The organism is Acinetobacter sp. UBA6571, assembly GCF_002434085.1.
GTDB lineage: Bacteria > Pseudomonadota > Gammaproteobacteria > Pseudomonadales > Moraxellaceae > Acinetobacter > Acinetobacter radioresistens.
On the sequence record NZ_DJJJ01000031.1, the window covers coordinates 1 to 15,311 of the forward strand.

At 42.8% G+C, this 15,311-nt stretch carries 12 protein-coding genes; 4 read left to right on the forward strand and 8 right to left on the reverse strand.

The genetic code is table 11. The features are described from left to right. On the forward strand, positions 1-867 hold an 867-nt coding region (locus B3X18_RS05030; RefSeq protein ID WP_286935167.1), incomplete at its 5' end, for an Hsp70 family protein. A gap of 166 nt (positions 868-1,033) precedes the next feature. Continuing rightward, on the forward strand, positions 1,034-1,429 hold the full coding sequence (locus B3X18_RS05035; protein WP_005023870.1) for a hypothetical protein: 396 nt from the start codon (positions 1,034-1,036) through the stop codon (positions 1,427-1,429). Positions 1,430-1,493: 64 nt separating this feature from the next. Here the strand turns inward: B3X18_RS05035 and B3X18_RS05040 are convergent, their stop codons facing one another. The 4 genes from B3X18_RS05040 to B3X18_RS05055 form a co-directional block, all read right to left on the reverse strand. Further along, positions 1,494-2,777, reverse strand: a complete 1,284-nt coding sequence (locus tag B3X18_RS05040) for a lytic murein transglycosylase (RefSeq protein ID WP_005023869.1) — start codon at positions 2,775-2,777, stop codon at positions 1,494-1,496. Between the two features lie 676 nt (positions 2,778-3,453). Further along, positions 3,454-4,575 carry a 5-(carboxyamino)imidazole ribonucleotide synthase gene (locus B3X18_RS05045; RefSeq protein WP_005023868.1) on the reverse strand — a complete coding sequence of 374 codons (1,122 nt, stop codon included), beginning with the start codon at positions 4,573-4,575 and terminating at the stop codon, positions 3,454-3,456. A gap of 15 nt (positions 4,576-4,590) precedes the next feature. Beyond that, positions 4,591-5,103: a 5-(carboxyamino)imidazole ribonucleotide mutase gene (gene purE / locus B3X18_RS05050; protein WP_005017582.1), complete on the reverse strand. Its 513-nt coding sequence runs from the start codon at positions 5,101-5,103 to the stop codon at positions 4,591-4,593. A 184-nt stretch (positions 5,104-5,287) separates the two neighbouring features. Then, positions 5,288-5,638 carry a DMT family protein gene (locus B3X18_RS05055; RefSeq protein WP_016801137.1) on the reverse strand — a complete coding sequence of 117 codons (351 nt, stop codon included), beginning with the start codon at positions 5,636-5,638 and terminating at the stop codon, positions 5,288-5,290. A 272-nt stretch (positions 5,639-5,910) separates the two neighbouring features. Between B3X18_RS05055 and mpl the strand changes: the two genes are divergently transcribed. After that, positions 5,911-7,275 (forward strand): UDP-N-acetylmuramate:L-alanyl-gamma-D-glutamyl-meso-diaminopimelate ligase, encoded by a 1,365-nt coding sequence (mpl, locus tag B3X18_RS05060; RefSeq protein ID WP_005023865.1) that lies wholly within the window; start codon positions 5,911-5,913, stop codon positions 7,273-7,275. 39 nt (positions 7,276-7,314) lie between these two features. On the opposite strand, the gene B3X18_RS05065 is transcribed toward mpl, so the two are convergent. The 4 genes from B3X18_RS05065 to B3X18_RS05080 all read right to left on the reverse strand — a co-directional run bounded on the left by B3X18_RS05065 (position 7,315) and on the right by B3X18_RS05080 (position 14,069). Then, the gene (locus B3X18_RS05065) at positions 7,315-8,973 is read right to left on the reverse strand and encodes an AMP-binding protein (protein ID WP_017401121.1); all 1,659 of its coding nucleotides are present in this window, start codon (positions 8,971-8,973) and stop codon (positions 7,315-7,317) included. Positions 8,974-9,150: 177 nt separating this feature from the next. Next, the gene (locus B3X18_RS05070; RefSeq protein WP_005023860.1) at positions 9,151-10,953 is read right to left on the reverse strand and encodes an acyl-CoA dehydrogenase C-terminal domain-containing protein; all 1,803 of its coding nucleotides are present in this window, start codon (positions 10,951-10,953) and stop codon (positions 9,151-9,153) included. Between the two features lie 318 nt (positions 10,954-11,271). Next, complete coding sequence (locus B3X18_RS05075; RefSeq protein WP_005023858.1) at positions 11,272-12,645, reverse strand: long-chain fatty acid transporter; 1,374 nt, start codon at positions 12,643-12,645, stop codon at positions 11,272-11,274. A gap of 146 nt (positions 12,646-12,791) precedes the next feature. Continuing rightward, positions 12,792-14,069, reverse strand: coding sequence for an MFS transporter (locus tag B3X18_RS05080; RefSeq protein WP_017401120.1), 1,278 nt, complete (start codon positions 14,067-14,069; stop codon positions 12,792-12,794). Positions 14,070-14,527: 458 nt separating this feature from the next. Here B3X18_RS05080 and B3X18_RS05085 point away from each other — a divergent pair, with 458 nt between their 5' ends. Next, positions 14,528-15,301 carry an enoyl-CoA hydratase gene (locus B3X18_RS05085; protein WP_005023853.1) on the forward strand — a complete coding sequence of 258 codons (774 nt, stop codon included), beginning with the start codon at positions 14,528-14,530 and terminating at the stop codon, positions 15,299-15,301. Positions 15,302-15,311 lie beyond the last annotated feature (10 nt).

The window sequence follows — 15,311 nt, forward strand, 5'->3', positions numbered from 1 at the left end:
CGTAAAGACGTAAACCCGGATGAAGCAGTTGCAATTGGTGCTGCGATTCAAGGTGCTGTATTGTCTGGTGACAAGAACGACGTACTATTGTTAGATGTAACCCCGTTAACACTGGGTATTGAAACTATGGGCGGCGTGTTGACTCCAATTATCGAGAAAAACACGACGATTCCTGCGAAGAAATCACAAGTGTTCTCTACAGCGGCAGATAACCAGCCTGCAGTAGATATTTCGGTTTACCAAGGTGAACGAAAAATGGCTCAACAAAATAAATTGTTGGGTAACTTCCAGTTAGGCGATATCCCACCTGCTCCACGTGGCGTACCGCAAATTGAAGTGTCATTTGACATTAACGCTGACGGTATCCTGAAAGTTTCTGCAAAAGACAAGAGTACTGGTAAAGAGCAATCGATCCAGATTAAAGCAAACTCAGGTTTGTCTGATGCTGAAATTGAAGCAATGATTAAAGATGCGGAAGCGAATGCGGAAGAAGATCGCAAGTTTGAAGAACTGGCGAAAGCACGTAATGAAGCGGATGCACTGATCTCTTCTGCACAAAAAGCAGTAAAAGATCTGGGCGAGCAAGTAACGGCTGATGAGAAAACTGCCGTTGAAACAGCAGTTGCTGAATTTGAAGCTGCAACTAAAGAAAATGATGTTGACGCTATTAAGGCAAAAACTGAAGCATTACAAAACATCATTATGCCAATCACCCAGCGTGCTTATGAAGCCGCTCAAGGTGCTCAGGGTGGTGCGCAAGGCTTTGATCCGAATGCTTTCCAGGGTGGTGATGCTGGTCAGCAACAAAAAGCTGATGACGGTGTCGTTGATGCTGAATTTACTGAAGTTAAAGATGATAAAAAATAATTTTTCACTTTAACTTTCAAAAAAACCGCGCTCAGGCGCGGTTTTTTCTTGTTTATAGTTTTAGGGTTTTCCGGTAAAAAGCCTTGCAATATTATGTATGGATATTACCCTGTCTAGTTACAGATCATTTTCATGATATGGTTAAGACAGCTAGAGGGGAACAAAGATGGATATTCAGGTGAGTTACTATCATATTCTGATTGAAGCAAATGATCATATCAGCACTATTGAGCAATCGCGTGATATTGAGTTATTTAATATTACAGACTTAAAGCCCTATCTTTATTCAGTACTGCTCCCCTACTTAAATGATTGTGCGATTGAACTTGAAGATGAAAATATTGAATTTAATGATATTTTACATTTCTCTATCAAGCAGACCTTGTTACCTATTGAACAGCTCATTGAAGAAGAACAAAAACTTTTGCCAAGTGATACTGAAATTACCATCACTGCATCTGAAATTTTAAATGACCATGAAGTTTGCCAAGATGTTACCGCCGTTATTATGGACTTGCTAGAGGCGATGATTACACCAGACGAAGATGATGAAATAATTTAAATTATTTTCCGACTTTTATATTCATGAAAAGCAGCGAAATATTTCGCTGCTTTAATTTTAGATTTTACTGCATAATATATTCAGCACGCAGAGCACGCAGAATTTGCTGCCCCGCCCGTCCGGTTGGATTTAATCCTAAACGTTGCTGTTCCTGACGAATGGCCTGCCGGGTTTTATCACCGATCAGTCCATCTACTGCCCCGATGTCATAACCCTTTCTTAATAAAAACTGTTGAATTTCACGCCGCTCCGCACGTGATGTTCCGGCATCATCGGTTGGCCAAGCCGTCAAAAAAGGTCCCTGTCCTTGTAAACGGTCAGACAAATGGGCAATCGCCAACCCATAACTTTCTGCCGCGTTATAACTATAAATTGCATCAAAATTTTTAAATACTAGAAAAGCCGGTCCATTTTCACCTGCCGGCATCATCAAACCTGCTGGTGTAGAACCTGAAAGGTTTCCCTGAACCAGTGCAGTACCATCAGTACGAGTTAATCCGCGATTTACCCAGCTGTTTAAAGCTTTTTTATTACGCCGCCCTTCTCCCTGTGCAGAAAAACCTGAAGGAAGTTTGACTTCAAATCCCCAAGGCATACCGGTTTGCCAGCCGCGTTTTTTTAGAAAGTTTGCTGTAGAAGCCAAGGCATCTATAGTACTTGAGACTAAATCACGCCGGCCATCTCCATCGAAATCGACCGCCAGTTCCTCATAGGTCGAAGGCATAAATTGGGTATGGCCAAAAGCGCCTGCCCATGAACCTTTTAATTGCTCTTCACGTAAATCTCCACGTTGTAAAATTCGCATGGCTGCAAAAAACTCGCCACGAAAATAACTTTGGCGCCGGCCTTCACAGCTTAATGTTCCAAGCGCTTGTAACAAGGGATAACTTCCTGAAATATCACCGAAGTTGCTCTCTACCCCCCATACTGCCACTACTGTTTCGGCTGGTACACCATAAGCTGCCTCAACACGCTTGAGTACCTCTGCATGCTGTGCCAGTTTTGTTCGGCCTGCCTGTACTCGCTCTTCATCCACCAGACCCGACAGATAATCCCAGATTGGTGTAGAAAACTCTGGCTGATAATTTAGCTTGTCGATTACTGAATAATCAGGTGTTAAAGATTGGGTATAACGGTCATAAGTACTTCCGTTTACTCCAGCAGATATAGCCTGTGAACGCAAGTTGCCCAGACATGCCTGAAAATTATTTTGTGGACTATAGGCATTTGAAATAGCAGATGTTGCTGTTACCGAAGTAGAACTCGATTGACCATTAATAATTAATTCAGCATTAACCTGAGACACGCTCAAAAAAGCGGTAGAAAAAATTAGAGCAAAGTGGCGCATAAGATCCTTATCACTTTGAATTTAAATTATTGTTTTTACCATAGCATTCTGAAGTCAAAATGGAAGTTTTGAAACGTAAATTTAAAGTCAAAATTTCCTGTTTTAAATTCATTTTAAATTTAAAAATTTTATCCACAACCCTTCAGCATTTAAATTTATAAAGATAGTTTTAAATTCAAATTAAAAATCCATCTTAAATTAATTTGAATTCAAATAATCTCTTTTAAATTTATAGATAATTATCAATACGAATGCACTGGCTAAAGAATGGTTACGCTCAACAAGATGAATTTTGAATTTATTTTTTTAGTTTTAAATTCAAAATTTATTTTCTAATTTTAAATTTAAAGTTTGTCCACAAGCCAACCGGCATGAAACTTTGAATTCAAACTTAAAATAGAAAATTTAAATTCAATAAAATGAATTCATAAATCTAAATTTAAATATTATTTCCCAATTTCATAAACTCTATATGTGAAGCTACTTTTTTCAGTTGAATATTGAGTTGATAAATTCAGTAACTATTGAAGAATCTGACGCGATTCAGATATTAAATAAAACTTAAAAAATTAAAGATATTCATAGCTAATAAAAAAGAGGCGCAATCATGCCGTAATGACAGCTATAAAAAAAGCGGTCACTAAAATGACCGCTTTTTTTAGCAACAGTTTAAGGTTTAAATGTTCATATCTTGAGTCAAGGCTAATGGCTCTGGCAATATTTTCGCCAGCTGACGGCATAGCTCTGTCAGCTCTGCATGATTAACTGGCATTAAGGTAATATGACCGAGTTTACGCCCCGGCCGTTCTTCCTTGTTATACATATGCAGATGCGCACCATTTAAAGCCAGTACCTGTGCGGCATCAGGATATCGCCCAATAATATTGACCATCACCGTAGGGCGAAGCACTTCTGTAGAACCGAGCGGTAGGCCTGCAACAGCACGTATATGGTTTTCAAACTGTGAACAGACTGCACCTTCAATTGACCAATGCCCCGAGTTATGTACCCTTGGCGCCATTTCATTGGCATACAGACCGGCTTCTGTCACAAATAACTCAAGTGTCAGTACACCTACATAGTTCAGATGATTCAGCAGCCGGGTAATATAATCCTGAGCAACCGGCTGTAACTGCTCACTATTCGGTGCAGGTATAATCGAATGTGACAAAATACCATGATGATGATGATTTTCAGCTAATGGCCAGCTCTTAACTTCACCATTCTGTCCACGTACCGCAATAATTGAAACTTCACGGGAAAATTTTACAAAGCTTTCTGCAATTAAAGATTTGGCCGGACCCAGTTCAGCCCAAGCCTGTTCAATCTGCTCTTGCTCGCGCAGTACAAATTGCCCTTTACCATCATAACCTCCAGTTGCCGTTTTCAGTACAATCGGTAGACCCAACTCGGTTACAGCCTGCTGTAGGCTCGACAAAGAATCTACTGCACGATACGGCGCTACTGGTATATCCAGCTGGTCAAACAGTGCCTTCTCTAGCAGACGGTTCTGAGCAGTAGCCAATGCTTGACGTGGTGGATAAAGCTGTTTGCTCTGCAAGAGAGTATCAACATCCGCGAGAGGCGTATTTTCAAATTCGAGGGAAAATACATCTGCACTTTCAATAAATTTTTCCAGACCCTGCACGTCATGCTCAGAAAAGACCTGACCCAATATTGCTGAAGGGCAGTTATGGTTGGCTTCAAAAAACGTACATTGAATGTTGAGTGGTAAGGCAGCTTGGGCCATCATGCGGCCGAGCTGGCCGCCACCAAAAATACCGATAGTCTTATTCATGATATCGATCCTGTCTTAACCCTGACCTGGAATATTATTACCCGCAACTTTTGCAGTTTGCGCTTCACGGAAGCCTGCTACATTTTTTGCAATTTCGGGACGGGTCAAACCCAGAATCTGGGCGGCCATAATAGCGGCATTGGCAGCACCTGCAGGGCCAATGGCCAAGGTACCGACTGCAATACCTGCCGGCATTTGTACAATAGACAACAGGGAATCTACACCATTTAGAATTGAGGACTTAACCGGAACACCCAGTACAGGTAGATCGGTTTTGGCTGCACACATTCCAGGTAAATGTGCAGCTCCACCAGCTCCTGCAATAATGACCTGAATCCCACGATCGCGAGCTGTTTCAGCGTATTCAAACAGACGGTCTGGAGTACGGTGTGCAGAGACGACTTCAGCTTCAAAAGGGACACCAAGCTGCTTGAGCATATTGGCAGTATGTTCGAGGGTAGCCCAATCCGATTGGGAGCCCATGATAATTCCGACTAGGGGTTGAGCGTCAGTTGCGACCGCATTCATTGCTAATGTTCCAGAGACTAGGTAAAAAGAGATCTCGACCAGAGCCAAGCTTTAAATGAATAAGTAGCCCTCTATTATAGACTGATTTTTGCGCTCACGACCATTTAACCTTATAGCTGCTGGCTGTTTTTTATGATTTTTCAGGAAGCAGCCGAGAAACTTTATTAAAATAGTTAAAAAATTCTTACTGGCTGCGAAAGATAAAATAAACACAGCCTAACAGACATAAACCTGCCCATAAATAGTCCAACTTAAACGGCTGCTTAAACAGAAAAATCATGAAAGGAACAAATACCAGTAAGGTGACTACTTCTTGGGTAATCTTCATTTGGCCCAAGCTCCATCCATACTGGGATAAAAGACGTGTTGCCGGAATCATAAAACTGTATTCAAGCAGTGCAATCAGCCAGCCAAATAAAATAGCCTGCCATAACGGTACACCATGTAAAAATTTTAAATGCCCATACCAGGCCAGAGTCATAAAGCAGTTCGAAATAATCAATAACAGCAGGGGCAGGTACAGGTTTGGATTCATGGGTATTTATACAAGACGGTACAGGAGAGTAAAGACTTTAATCTATTTGAAAAATTCGACAAATATTTTAACCAGATTTTTTATCGTAATAATTTAATAGCGGGGCAACAGTAATCAGATCTGATAAAAAATCCCTGAAAGCCTTATAACGACTATAAGAACAACTATCTTTTCATGAATAGCCTTGCTATCGTTGCTGACAATTTTAATCGATCACGACAACAACACGATAAGATCAAGTGATGTGTCAAAAGTAGTAGAGAGGGTGAGTTATGCATCTGCATATTTTAGGTATTTGCGGCACATTTATGGGATCACTGGCACTTCTGGCACGTGATCTTGGGCATACTGTGACCGGTTCAGACCAGAGTGTCTACCCGCCAATGTCTACCCAGCTTGAGAATGCGGGCATTACCTTAATGCAGGGCTATAATCGCAGCCATTTACAGCCACATCCCGATCTGGTCATTGTGGGCAACGCCATGAAGCGTGGAATTGATGCTGTTGAATATATGCTAGATGCCGGTCTGCCTTATATTTCGGGACCACAGTTTCTGGCTGATCATGTATTGCAGGGTAAACATGTACTCGGTGTCGCGGGTACTCATGGTAAAACCACCACCACCACCATGCTGGCTTGGGTACTGGATCAGGCCGGTTTAAATCCCGGTTTTCTAATTGGCGGTGTGCCCCTTGGATTTAGCCAGAGCGCACGGCTGGGCGGGGGCAAGTACTTTGTAGTCGAGGCAGATGAATATGATTCGGCTTTCTTCGATAAACGCTCCAAGTTCGTTCATTATCATCCTAAAACAGCAATCCTGAATAACCTCGAATTTGACCATGCCGATATTTTTGATGATCTGGCTGCCATTCAAAAACAGTTTCATCATCTGGTGCGCACCATTCCAAGCACTGGCCGGATTATTGCGCCTATTACTGAAACCCATATTGATGAAGTACTGAAAATGGGCTGCTGGACACCTGTTATACGTACCGGTTTGGATACCGATACCCAAGCCGAACTCTATGCAGAACTAATTCAAGCAGATGGCAGCCATTTTAAGGTGCTGGAGCAGGGTAAGGTTATTGCTGAAGTTCAATGGTCCATGACAGGCCAGCATAGTGTTGCCAATGCTTTGGCTACCATTGCTGCTGCACAGCATGTGGGTGTCAGTATTGTTCAGGCGTGTGAAGCACTGTCCAGTTTTGGGGGTGTCAAACGCCGTATGGAGCTGCTGGGTACGCTCAGGGGTATCGAAGTTTATGATGACTTTGCACATCATCCCACTGCAATTGAAACGACACTGGATGGTGCTCGTAAACGTCTGGGTGAACGGCGCCTTTGGGCGGTTATTGAACCGCGTTCAAATACTATGCGTATGGGTAGCCATAAAGACGGACTGGCCCACTCGGCCCGCCTGGCAGATGAGGTAATCTGGTATCAGCCAGAAGGCCTGGACTGGGATCTGCAACCTGTAGTCGAGGCTGCTCCAAATAAGTCACAGGTGAGCCGTTCTCTGGATGAAATTATCCAGCGTATAGTTCAGGAAGCAGGTGAGGGTGATGCTGTGGTGATTATGTCGAATGGCGGGTTTGGCGGACTGCATCAGAAACTGTTGGCAGCATTACAAAGCTAAACTGAAAGAGCGGGTTAACACCCGCTTTTTTATGACTCTCTACTGTAGTGATGCATCCTGCCTGAGTGCCTTACGCAGAATTTTGCCCACCGTTGATTTAGGCAGTTCATGCAGAAATTCGATATAGCGTGGCTGTTTGTAGCCGGTTAAATTTTCTCGGGCATAAGACTGGATTTCCTCTGCTGTTAAAGACTGTTCTTTTTTGACAATAAAAGCTTTTGGTACTTCCCCAGATTTTTCATCTGCTACCCCAATCACTGCAACTTCCAGCACTTTGGGATGCTGTGATAATACAGCCTCGATTTCATTGGGAAAGACATTAAAACCTGAAACCAGAATCATATCTTTTTTACGGTCAATAATTCGTACATAGCCTTTTGCATCCATGACGCCAATATCGCCACTGCGGAAAAACCCGTCTACTGTCATGACTTTTGCTGTTTCTTCAGGCAGATTCCAGTAACCTTTCATTACTTGCGGTCCCCGTATAGCGATCTCGCCTTTTTCGCCTTGTACTACTTCCTGTCCTGTATCATCCAGAATTTTGATTTCTGTTGCCGGGAGTGGAATGCCAATTGAACCACTGAATGTAGTGGATGCCGGAGGGTTAAATGTAGCCACTGGTGATGTTTCAGACAAACCATAGCCTTCACGGATCATGCAGCCGGTAATTCTCTGCCAGGCATCGGCAGTAGATTTAAGTACAGTCATGCCGCCGCCTGTGGTGATGCGCAGATGGCTATGGTCGAGTGTTTTAAACTCCTGATGATTAATAAGTGCATTGAACAGGGTATTTACTGCTGGAAAAACTGCAGGCTGATATGTTTTAAAACAATGCACCAGATCAGACAGATCGCGCGGATTGGCTACCAGCACTGTGGCATAGCCTTTATTTAATGTACTGTGCAATAAACACACGGTAAAGGCAAAAATATGATACAGCGGAAGGGCACAGATCGTGACTTCATCTGCATAGGCATCACGGTCACCGAAGTAACTGCAAAACACTGCATTATTTTGCAGTAGATTGGCAATAATATTACGATGTGTCAGCTCTGCACCTTTAGAAACTCCAGTCGTTCCACCTGTATATTGCAGTACTACAGTATCCTCTTGATCAAGCTTGGGACGAAGATAGGTCTCCGGTAAAGTTTCAGAGAGAATATCTTTTAAACTGAATATTTGTGCTTCCTGCTGGCTTTCAGGTCTTTCAGCAGGATCAACAAGTAAATCTGGCGCAGCTGTAATCACCACATGCTGTATAGCAAGCTGATCTTTGACCTGCTGGTAGACAGGCATAAACTGGTCGAGCAGTACCAGTACAGAGACACCTGCGTCATTAAGCTGATAGTGTAGTTCACGTGCGGTATAAAGTGGATTAACATTGACCAGTATATAACCGGCCCGGATGACAGCCAGTGATACAATGGGATACTGAATGATATTCGGCATCATCACTGCTATGCGGCTACCTTGAGGTAGTTGAAGATGTTGTAAAAAGCTGGCAAATTTACGGCTATATTGCTCAATCTCGTCGAAAGAGAATTTTTTATCTTTAAAAATAAATGCAGTACGCGAGCTAAATTTTTGAAAACTATTTTCCCAGAAATCCAGTAAAGTCACATGCCGTGCAGGCAGTTGAATAGTTGGGGCAATATTCCATTGTTTATATTCATTTGACCAGACATTCTCTGTCATTGCTCTATCCTTTATTGTGCGCTTTAGATCAAAGCAGTTTTCTATTCAGAATTATTATTTTTCAATCAGGCTATTCTCATGGAGCTAGTTACTGCTCATTGCGAGCAGCTTCAAAATGATCTTTATATTTGAATTTTAAAAACAGGTGTGAATTACACACCTGTCGAGTCAAAGTCATTAATCAAACTTGAACTGTTCCGGATTAAGTTCAAATAGGGTATCCATTCCAGAACGGATCATTGCCGCATGGGTTAAGGTACGGTTTAGAATGCGGCTATAATAAAACTGCGCCGTAGCTACCTTGGCCGGATAGTAAGGATCTGTATCGCCCTGAGCAATTTTATCTTCCGCTACAATCGCCATTTTTGCCCACAAATAGGCAAATACGGTGTATCCGGAGAAATAAAGATAATCGACTGCTGCGGCACCAATTTCTTCTGGTCTCTGCTGCATTTTATCCACCACGTCTCTGGTCAGTTCTAACCATTCCTTGACTAGCTGCTCAAGCTGCTGCACCTGAGCAGAGAACTTATCGTGCTGCTGATGCTGCGCAGTAAACTCCTGAATTTCATCGGTCAGGGCTTTGAGCAAGTTACCTTTAGAACCAATTACCTTACGTGCCAGCAGGTCAATTGCCTGAATTTCGGTTGTTCCTTCATAAAGACAGGCGATCCGTGCATCACGAGCAATTTGTTCCATTCCATGTTCAGCGATATAACCATGTCCGCCAAAAATCTGCATCCCATGCTTGGCCGACTCTACCCCCGTTTCGGTCATGAATGCTTTGGCGATTGGGGTTAAAAGGGCAAGTTTGTTTTCTGCCTGTTTCTTTTCATCTTCATCATTTGAAAACTCGGCCATATCGACATAAGTAGATAAGTAATAGGCAAGGGCACGCGAGCCTTCTGCAAAGACTTTTTGAGTTAATAGCATTTGGCGTACTGCCGGGTGCACAATTATTGGGTCAGCCGGCAGTTCTGGGTGCTGGGGTCCAGCCAGAGAGCGCATTGCCAGGCGTTCTCTGGCATATGCCAGTGCGCCCTGATAAGAAGCTTCAGAAGCAGCCAGTCCCTGAATTGCAGTGCCGATCCGTGCCGAATTCATAAAGGTAAACATGCAGTTTAGGCCCCGGTTTTCCGGCCCAATCAGAAAGCCTTTAGCCTGATCAAAATTCAGTACACAAGTCGCATTTCCATGAATACCCATTTTATGTTCAAGTGCACTACACACCACGCCATTACGTTCGGCAATATTCCCGTCCGAATCCAAATTAAACTTAGGTACGATAAACAGGGAGATTCCTTTGGTACCCGCAGGAGCATCTGGTAAACGTGCCAGTACAATATGAATAATATTTTCAGCCAGGTCATGTTCCCCAGCAGAAATAAAGATTTTTTCACCACTGATAGCATAACTGCCATCCGCATTGGGCACTGCTTTGGTCCGGATCAGACCCAGATCAGAACCCGCATGGGATTCGGTCAGGCACATAGTACCTGTCCATTCCCCCGAAATCAGCCGGGTAAGGTAGTGCTGCTTCTGCTGTTCGGAACCATGATGTTCAATAGTGCGCATGGCTCCATGTGAGAGTCCAGGGTACATGCCCCAAGCCCAGTTGGTTGAAGTAATGATTTCTGAAATTGCAATACGGAATAGGGTAGGGAAGCCCTGCCCGCCATACTGCTCATCGCCAGTGAGTGAAGTAAAACCCAGCTCGACATATTTTTTATAGGCATCTTTAAAACCGTCTGGCGTGGTTACTACACCATTTTCCAGCTTGCAGCCCTGCTGGTCACCAATACCGTTAAGTGGTAAAAGTTCGTTCTGGCAAAAATCTGCTGCAGCTTCCAAGTACTGCTCTAATATCTCTGCACTAAAGTTATCTTGGGCAGCCGGATATTGTTGATAGCTCTGTTCAAAGTTTAAAAAATCATTGAGAACAAATTTCATGTCGCGTAGCGGTGCAATATAATTCGGCATCGGCCATATCCTTATCGGGTTTGTAGTCTGAATTTCTATCTGTACGGCTCAAGCTATTTGTAAATAATATTTCGCACTGTGAAATTCAGTTATGTTTTATTCCATCATAATTTAAGAAATCTTGAAAATCCAGTGAAGCATAAGAATAGCTATTACAAAAAATTTCATATCAAGAAATTAAATTTTAGCTAAAATTTTTAAATATACTCAGAAAAGCAGTCATCTTATTTTTACTAATCAAGTGGCTTAGGATTTACTTTAAATAAGCTGCACTTCTTATTGGTTCTATTGGATGAGACAGGCTGTGCCATTAGCTGACTAGAAACGATAACCAATCTTTAATCCATAGCCGATAGAATGGTTATCTTTAAATTCGCTGACATAGTATTGACTTCCTGCCTGTGCACCGACTTGCCCCTTGGCGTCTCCAAGCCAGGTATATTTCATTCCTCCAGAAATAAAATATGACGTGACAGGGCTATATTGAAAGCCCAGTCCAATATTGTAATAACCTTTTATTGGACCGCCCGTAGATACATATTCTCCAGCACCGGAATCCCATCCTATAGAAGCAGAACCATTCCATTTGGAGCTAAAACGCTGTCCAATACCTAAATTCGCTGACCACTGGTCATGAAAATAGCGCACCAGATTAAATCCCTCCGGCCGGCTGGGCGTAGAAAGCACACCGACTATTTCAGATATTGCGCCAAAGCGGTAAGGTTGAAATGCGAAGTCATCCCAGTTTACCCAGCGCACATTACCAAACAGAAGAGTGCCCGGCCGTAAACCAGTCTGGAACTCAAAATTAAGCGAAGCCGGTGATTCAAATTTGGTGGTTCCAGACTCCCCTGCAGAAGGTAAACGGGCAACGATACTATTAATGGCAGCCTGCTGCTCCGGAGAAATCTGGCCAAGAGCTACCAGCTGTTGCAGATAATTGCCCACATAATCTCGTCCGGACCGGGTACTCAGCATATCAATCAGTGGTGCTTCTTCGATGGCATTAATCTTGTGGGTGATTGCAGAGCGGTAAGTTAAGGAAGTCCTGATAGCCTTTTCAGGAATCTGGTAGGCGAAGCCGGCAAGCCAGCCCCAATCTCCTGTTTCCTCGGCCTGAAAGTTATAACCGTTATATAAGCTGTAAGTGGCCCCCCGCAGTTGAATATCGCTTTTAAAAGTCTGATAAACCGGCCCTGCATAAATATTCCAGTTTTTATTGGGCTGATAGCCCATGATCCAGCTCAAATTTTGTGTATTTACCTGTGACAGGGTTTGTCCCTCAGGTATCTGACCATCTGTAGCCTCAGCCAGACTGCCAGTTGTAATTCCTGGCAGTACCACCTGATCCTGCGGAGTAGCAGTGAAACTGTTATTTCCTGAGTATTCACTGTCTGAAGCAAAAGGCTGATCATAAATCAGGCCAAATGAAAATTGTGGTGCAAGCTGCAATTTGAATGCAGCCGCCGGTCGATAATCAGTATTGGCAATATCATCAATCATACGGTCAGTATTTGTCGTGCCAGCCTCTTGGCCCTTGAGTGTAGTATCACTGACCGTTAAAGTGGCTTCAAAGTAATTGCCCGGCTGTAAAAAACTGGAGATTGATTGGCCAGTACGGTCAAATGCTGCCGCATGAAGTGTTGGGCTAAATAATGTTCCAATTACTGTAGCGATTACTGTCTTTCTCATTCTTGTGATCCTTTTCTTATATGGAATCTGATCGGTTATTGATCATGGTTTTTTATTTATAAAAATTCTTCTTAATCTGTTAATTTGTCTTGCATTTTTAATAAAAAATCTAATTAAAAGTAGATTTTTGCTTTGTGAATTCTTTTTTAATCAGCTTTTTGCGGATCATATAAGCGGTCTTTAATAAATAACAACGGAATCAGGCCACATAGAAAATAAGCAGCCCCCATTACCAGAAGGCCGGTTCCAATAGAGCCATTCTGAGCAAAAATACCAATTGTAACAGGCGCAAAAATTGCTCCAATTCGCCCGACATTAAATGCACCGCCAACCGCTGTTCCACGAATAGATGTTGGAAAACTTTCGGTCATGTAAGTAGCATTAATAGCAAATGGCATACCGTACAGAAAACCGAACAGCAACATCAGCCATAAAATATTGGCAGGTGTATTAAGGTAGACCAGAACAGGAATAAACAGCGCCGTACCCATGGTTCCAAAAGCAAAAACTACACGGCGTCCCCAACGGTCGGCGACCATCCCTGCTACAACCTTGGCAAAGATCATGATCAGGAATGTACCGATCATATACATGGTCATCTCTTTAAACTTGATGCCGACTTCGGCCTCAAGATAAGATGGTAACCAGTTACTCATACCGTAATAACCAAACTGTAATGCACCCGCGCTTAATGACCAGAGTAAAAACATCTTGCGGTGTTTTCTCTCTTTAAATATATCTTTATATGGATTGGTGGTTTTTATAGTTTGTGCCAGCTGTTCGGCTTTCTTCAGCTTTAAGGCAATGGATTTTTTCCAGGATTCCGGCTCTGGTACCATAAAATGAATCAGAACCGAGAGAAAGATGGGAACGATAGTAATCCAGTACAGCATTCGCCAGCCATAAGCCGGAATAATCCAGCCGGCTAACAGTGTGGCCACCAGAGATCCCATAGTGAAACCGGTCATTAGCGCCGCAAGTACCGTAGTCCGGTATTTGGTAGGCACATATTCTGACATTAAGGTATTACAGGCAATGTATAATGAACCCAGTCCGACCGCAGCCAGCGTTCTTAAAATAACAAACTGATAATAGGAGTCTGCAAAACCTAATGCACAGGATAGAACAGATGAAATTACCAGATAAATCACAATAATACGTACCCGGCCAAAACGGTCACAGGCCCAGCCGCCAATCAGGCCACCTACTGCACTGCCAATCAATGACCAGCTGCCCAAGGCACCTACCTGAATCGAGGTCAATCCGAATTCGGCTTTAAGACTGGTCAGGCTATAGGCTAAAAATGCAATATCAGCGCCATCGACCAGTAAAACCAGAAATGAAAATATAAATGCGGTCATCCAGACCTTTTTAGCAGGTGGTACTGAAACCTCTTCTATTATTAAAGGTGAAACCTTTTCCATATTAAATTTTCCTTATTATCTTTATTGCTTACAGCAAATTATTGTTTTGGTTATTAAACAGCGATTAGAAGTGATGTCATATAGTTAGATATACCGGTGATAGAACAGGCTCATCAAATTCCTAATATTTTTTCTAGTTTTCCTCCTGGGCTGTAGAGGCTTATCTTTATGGTTTCTGCTATTGCGTCACTGCAGCAGCTTTTGTCTTGAATTAAGTTTTTATATGAGTCGGATATTAATGAAATAAACCAGCTTCAGATGAATCCAAAATTTTATTTCATAATACGAAATATAAAATCATATTCCCATAAACTGCTCAAGTGTTTTTCCTAAAACACTACAAAGAAGCCAAGAATGCCTATTAAGCTAAGTTTTTATTAAAAAAGCATTGCATTGGCTATAGAATAAACTTATTTTTAATAAAACATATTTCCGCATAACGAAACAATGGAGATAAAATGGAACAGGTCGTTCAGGTTGAATATTTAAAATCCTATGTAGCTGTAGTTAAAATTCACCGTCCAGAAGCAAAAAATGCCTTAAATACCCAAGTGAGGATTCAGCTGGCACAAATCTTTAATCAACTCAGCGATGACCCGGAAATTCGTGCCATTGTATTGACAGGCGGAGAACAGGACTTTGCAGCAGGCGCAGATTTAAAAGAGTTGGCAAATGCTCATGCAGTTCAGATGATGCAACGTCGCAGTGAGCGTTACTGGCAGGCAATTGCCAGCTGTCCAAAACCGGTCATTGCTGCAGTCAATGGCTATGCCTTGGGTGGAGGCTGTGAGCTGGCCATGCATGCAGATATTATTATTGCCAGCCAGACAGCGGTATTTGGACAACCAGAGGTAAAAGTTGGTGTAATGCCAGGGGCAGGTGGTACCCAGCGTCTGTTCCGTGCGGTAGGCAAATTCCAGGCCATGCGCATGATATTGACTGGCTGTCTGGTTCCAGCTCAAGAAGCCTTACAAATGGGCTTAGTGTCCCAGTTAGTTGAAGAAGACAATGCGATTCCAGCTGCCCTCAAAATGGCTGAATCCATAGCTAAATTGCCTCCTGTCGCGCTGGAACAGATTAAAGAAGTTGCGCTGATGGCCGAAGATGTACCTCTTCATGCGGGCCTGGCGCTAGAGCGTAAATCCTTCCAGTTACTCTTTGATACCGAAGACCAGAAAGAAGGCATGCAGGCTTTTATTGAAAAACGAAAACCAAATTATCAGGGTAAATAATTCAGGGATA

Excerpts from the sequence above, each read along its gene's own strand:
- B3X18_RS05035 (WP_005023870.1), top strand. The coding sequence starts at position 1,034 with ATGGATATTCAGGTGAGTTACTATCATATTCTGATTGAAGCAAATGAT.
- B3X18_RS05085 (WP_005023853.1), top strand. The coding sequence starts at position 14,528 with ATGGAACAGGTCGTTCAGGTTGAATATTTAAAATCCTATGTAGCTGTA.
- B3X18_RS05075 (WP_005023858.1), bottom strand. The coding sequence starts at position 12,645 with ATGAGAAAGACAGTAATCGCTACAGTAATTGGAACATTATTTAGCCCA.
- B3X18_RS05040 (WP_005023869.1), bottom strand. The coding sequence starts at position 2,777 with ATGCGCCACTTTGCTCTAATTTTTTCTACCGCTTTTTTGAGCGTGTCT.
- B3X18_RS05045 (WP_005023868.1), bottom strand. The coding sequence starts at position 4,575 with ATGAATAAGACTATCGGTATTTTTGGTGGCGGCCAGCTCGGCCGCATG.
- mpl (WP_005023865.1), top strand. The coding sequence starts at position 5,911 with ATGCATCTGCATATTTTAGGTATTTGCGGCACATTTATGGGATCACTG.
- B3X18_RS05055 (WP_016801137.1), bottom strand. The coding sequence starts at position 5,638 with ATGAATCCAAACCTGTACCTGCCCCTGCTGTTATTGATTATTTCGAAC.
- B3X18_RS05070 (WP_005023860.1), bottom strand. The coding sequence starts at position 10,953 with ATGCCGAATTATATTGCACCGCTACGCGACATGAAATTTGTTCTCAAT.
- B3X18_RS05080 (WP_017401120.1), bottom strand. The coding sequence starts at position 14,069 with ATGGAAAAGGTTTCACCTTTAATAATAGAAGAGGTTTCAGTACCACCT.
- purE (WP_005017582.1), bottom strand. The coding sequence starts at position 5,103 with ATGAATGCGGTCGCAACTGACGCTCAACCCCTAGTCGGAATTATCATG.
- B3X18_RS05065 (WP_017401121.1), bottom strand. The coding sequence starts at position 8,973 with ATGACAGAGAATGTCTGGTCAAATGAATATAAACAATGGAATATTGCC.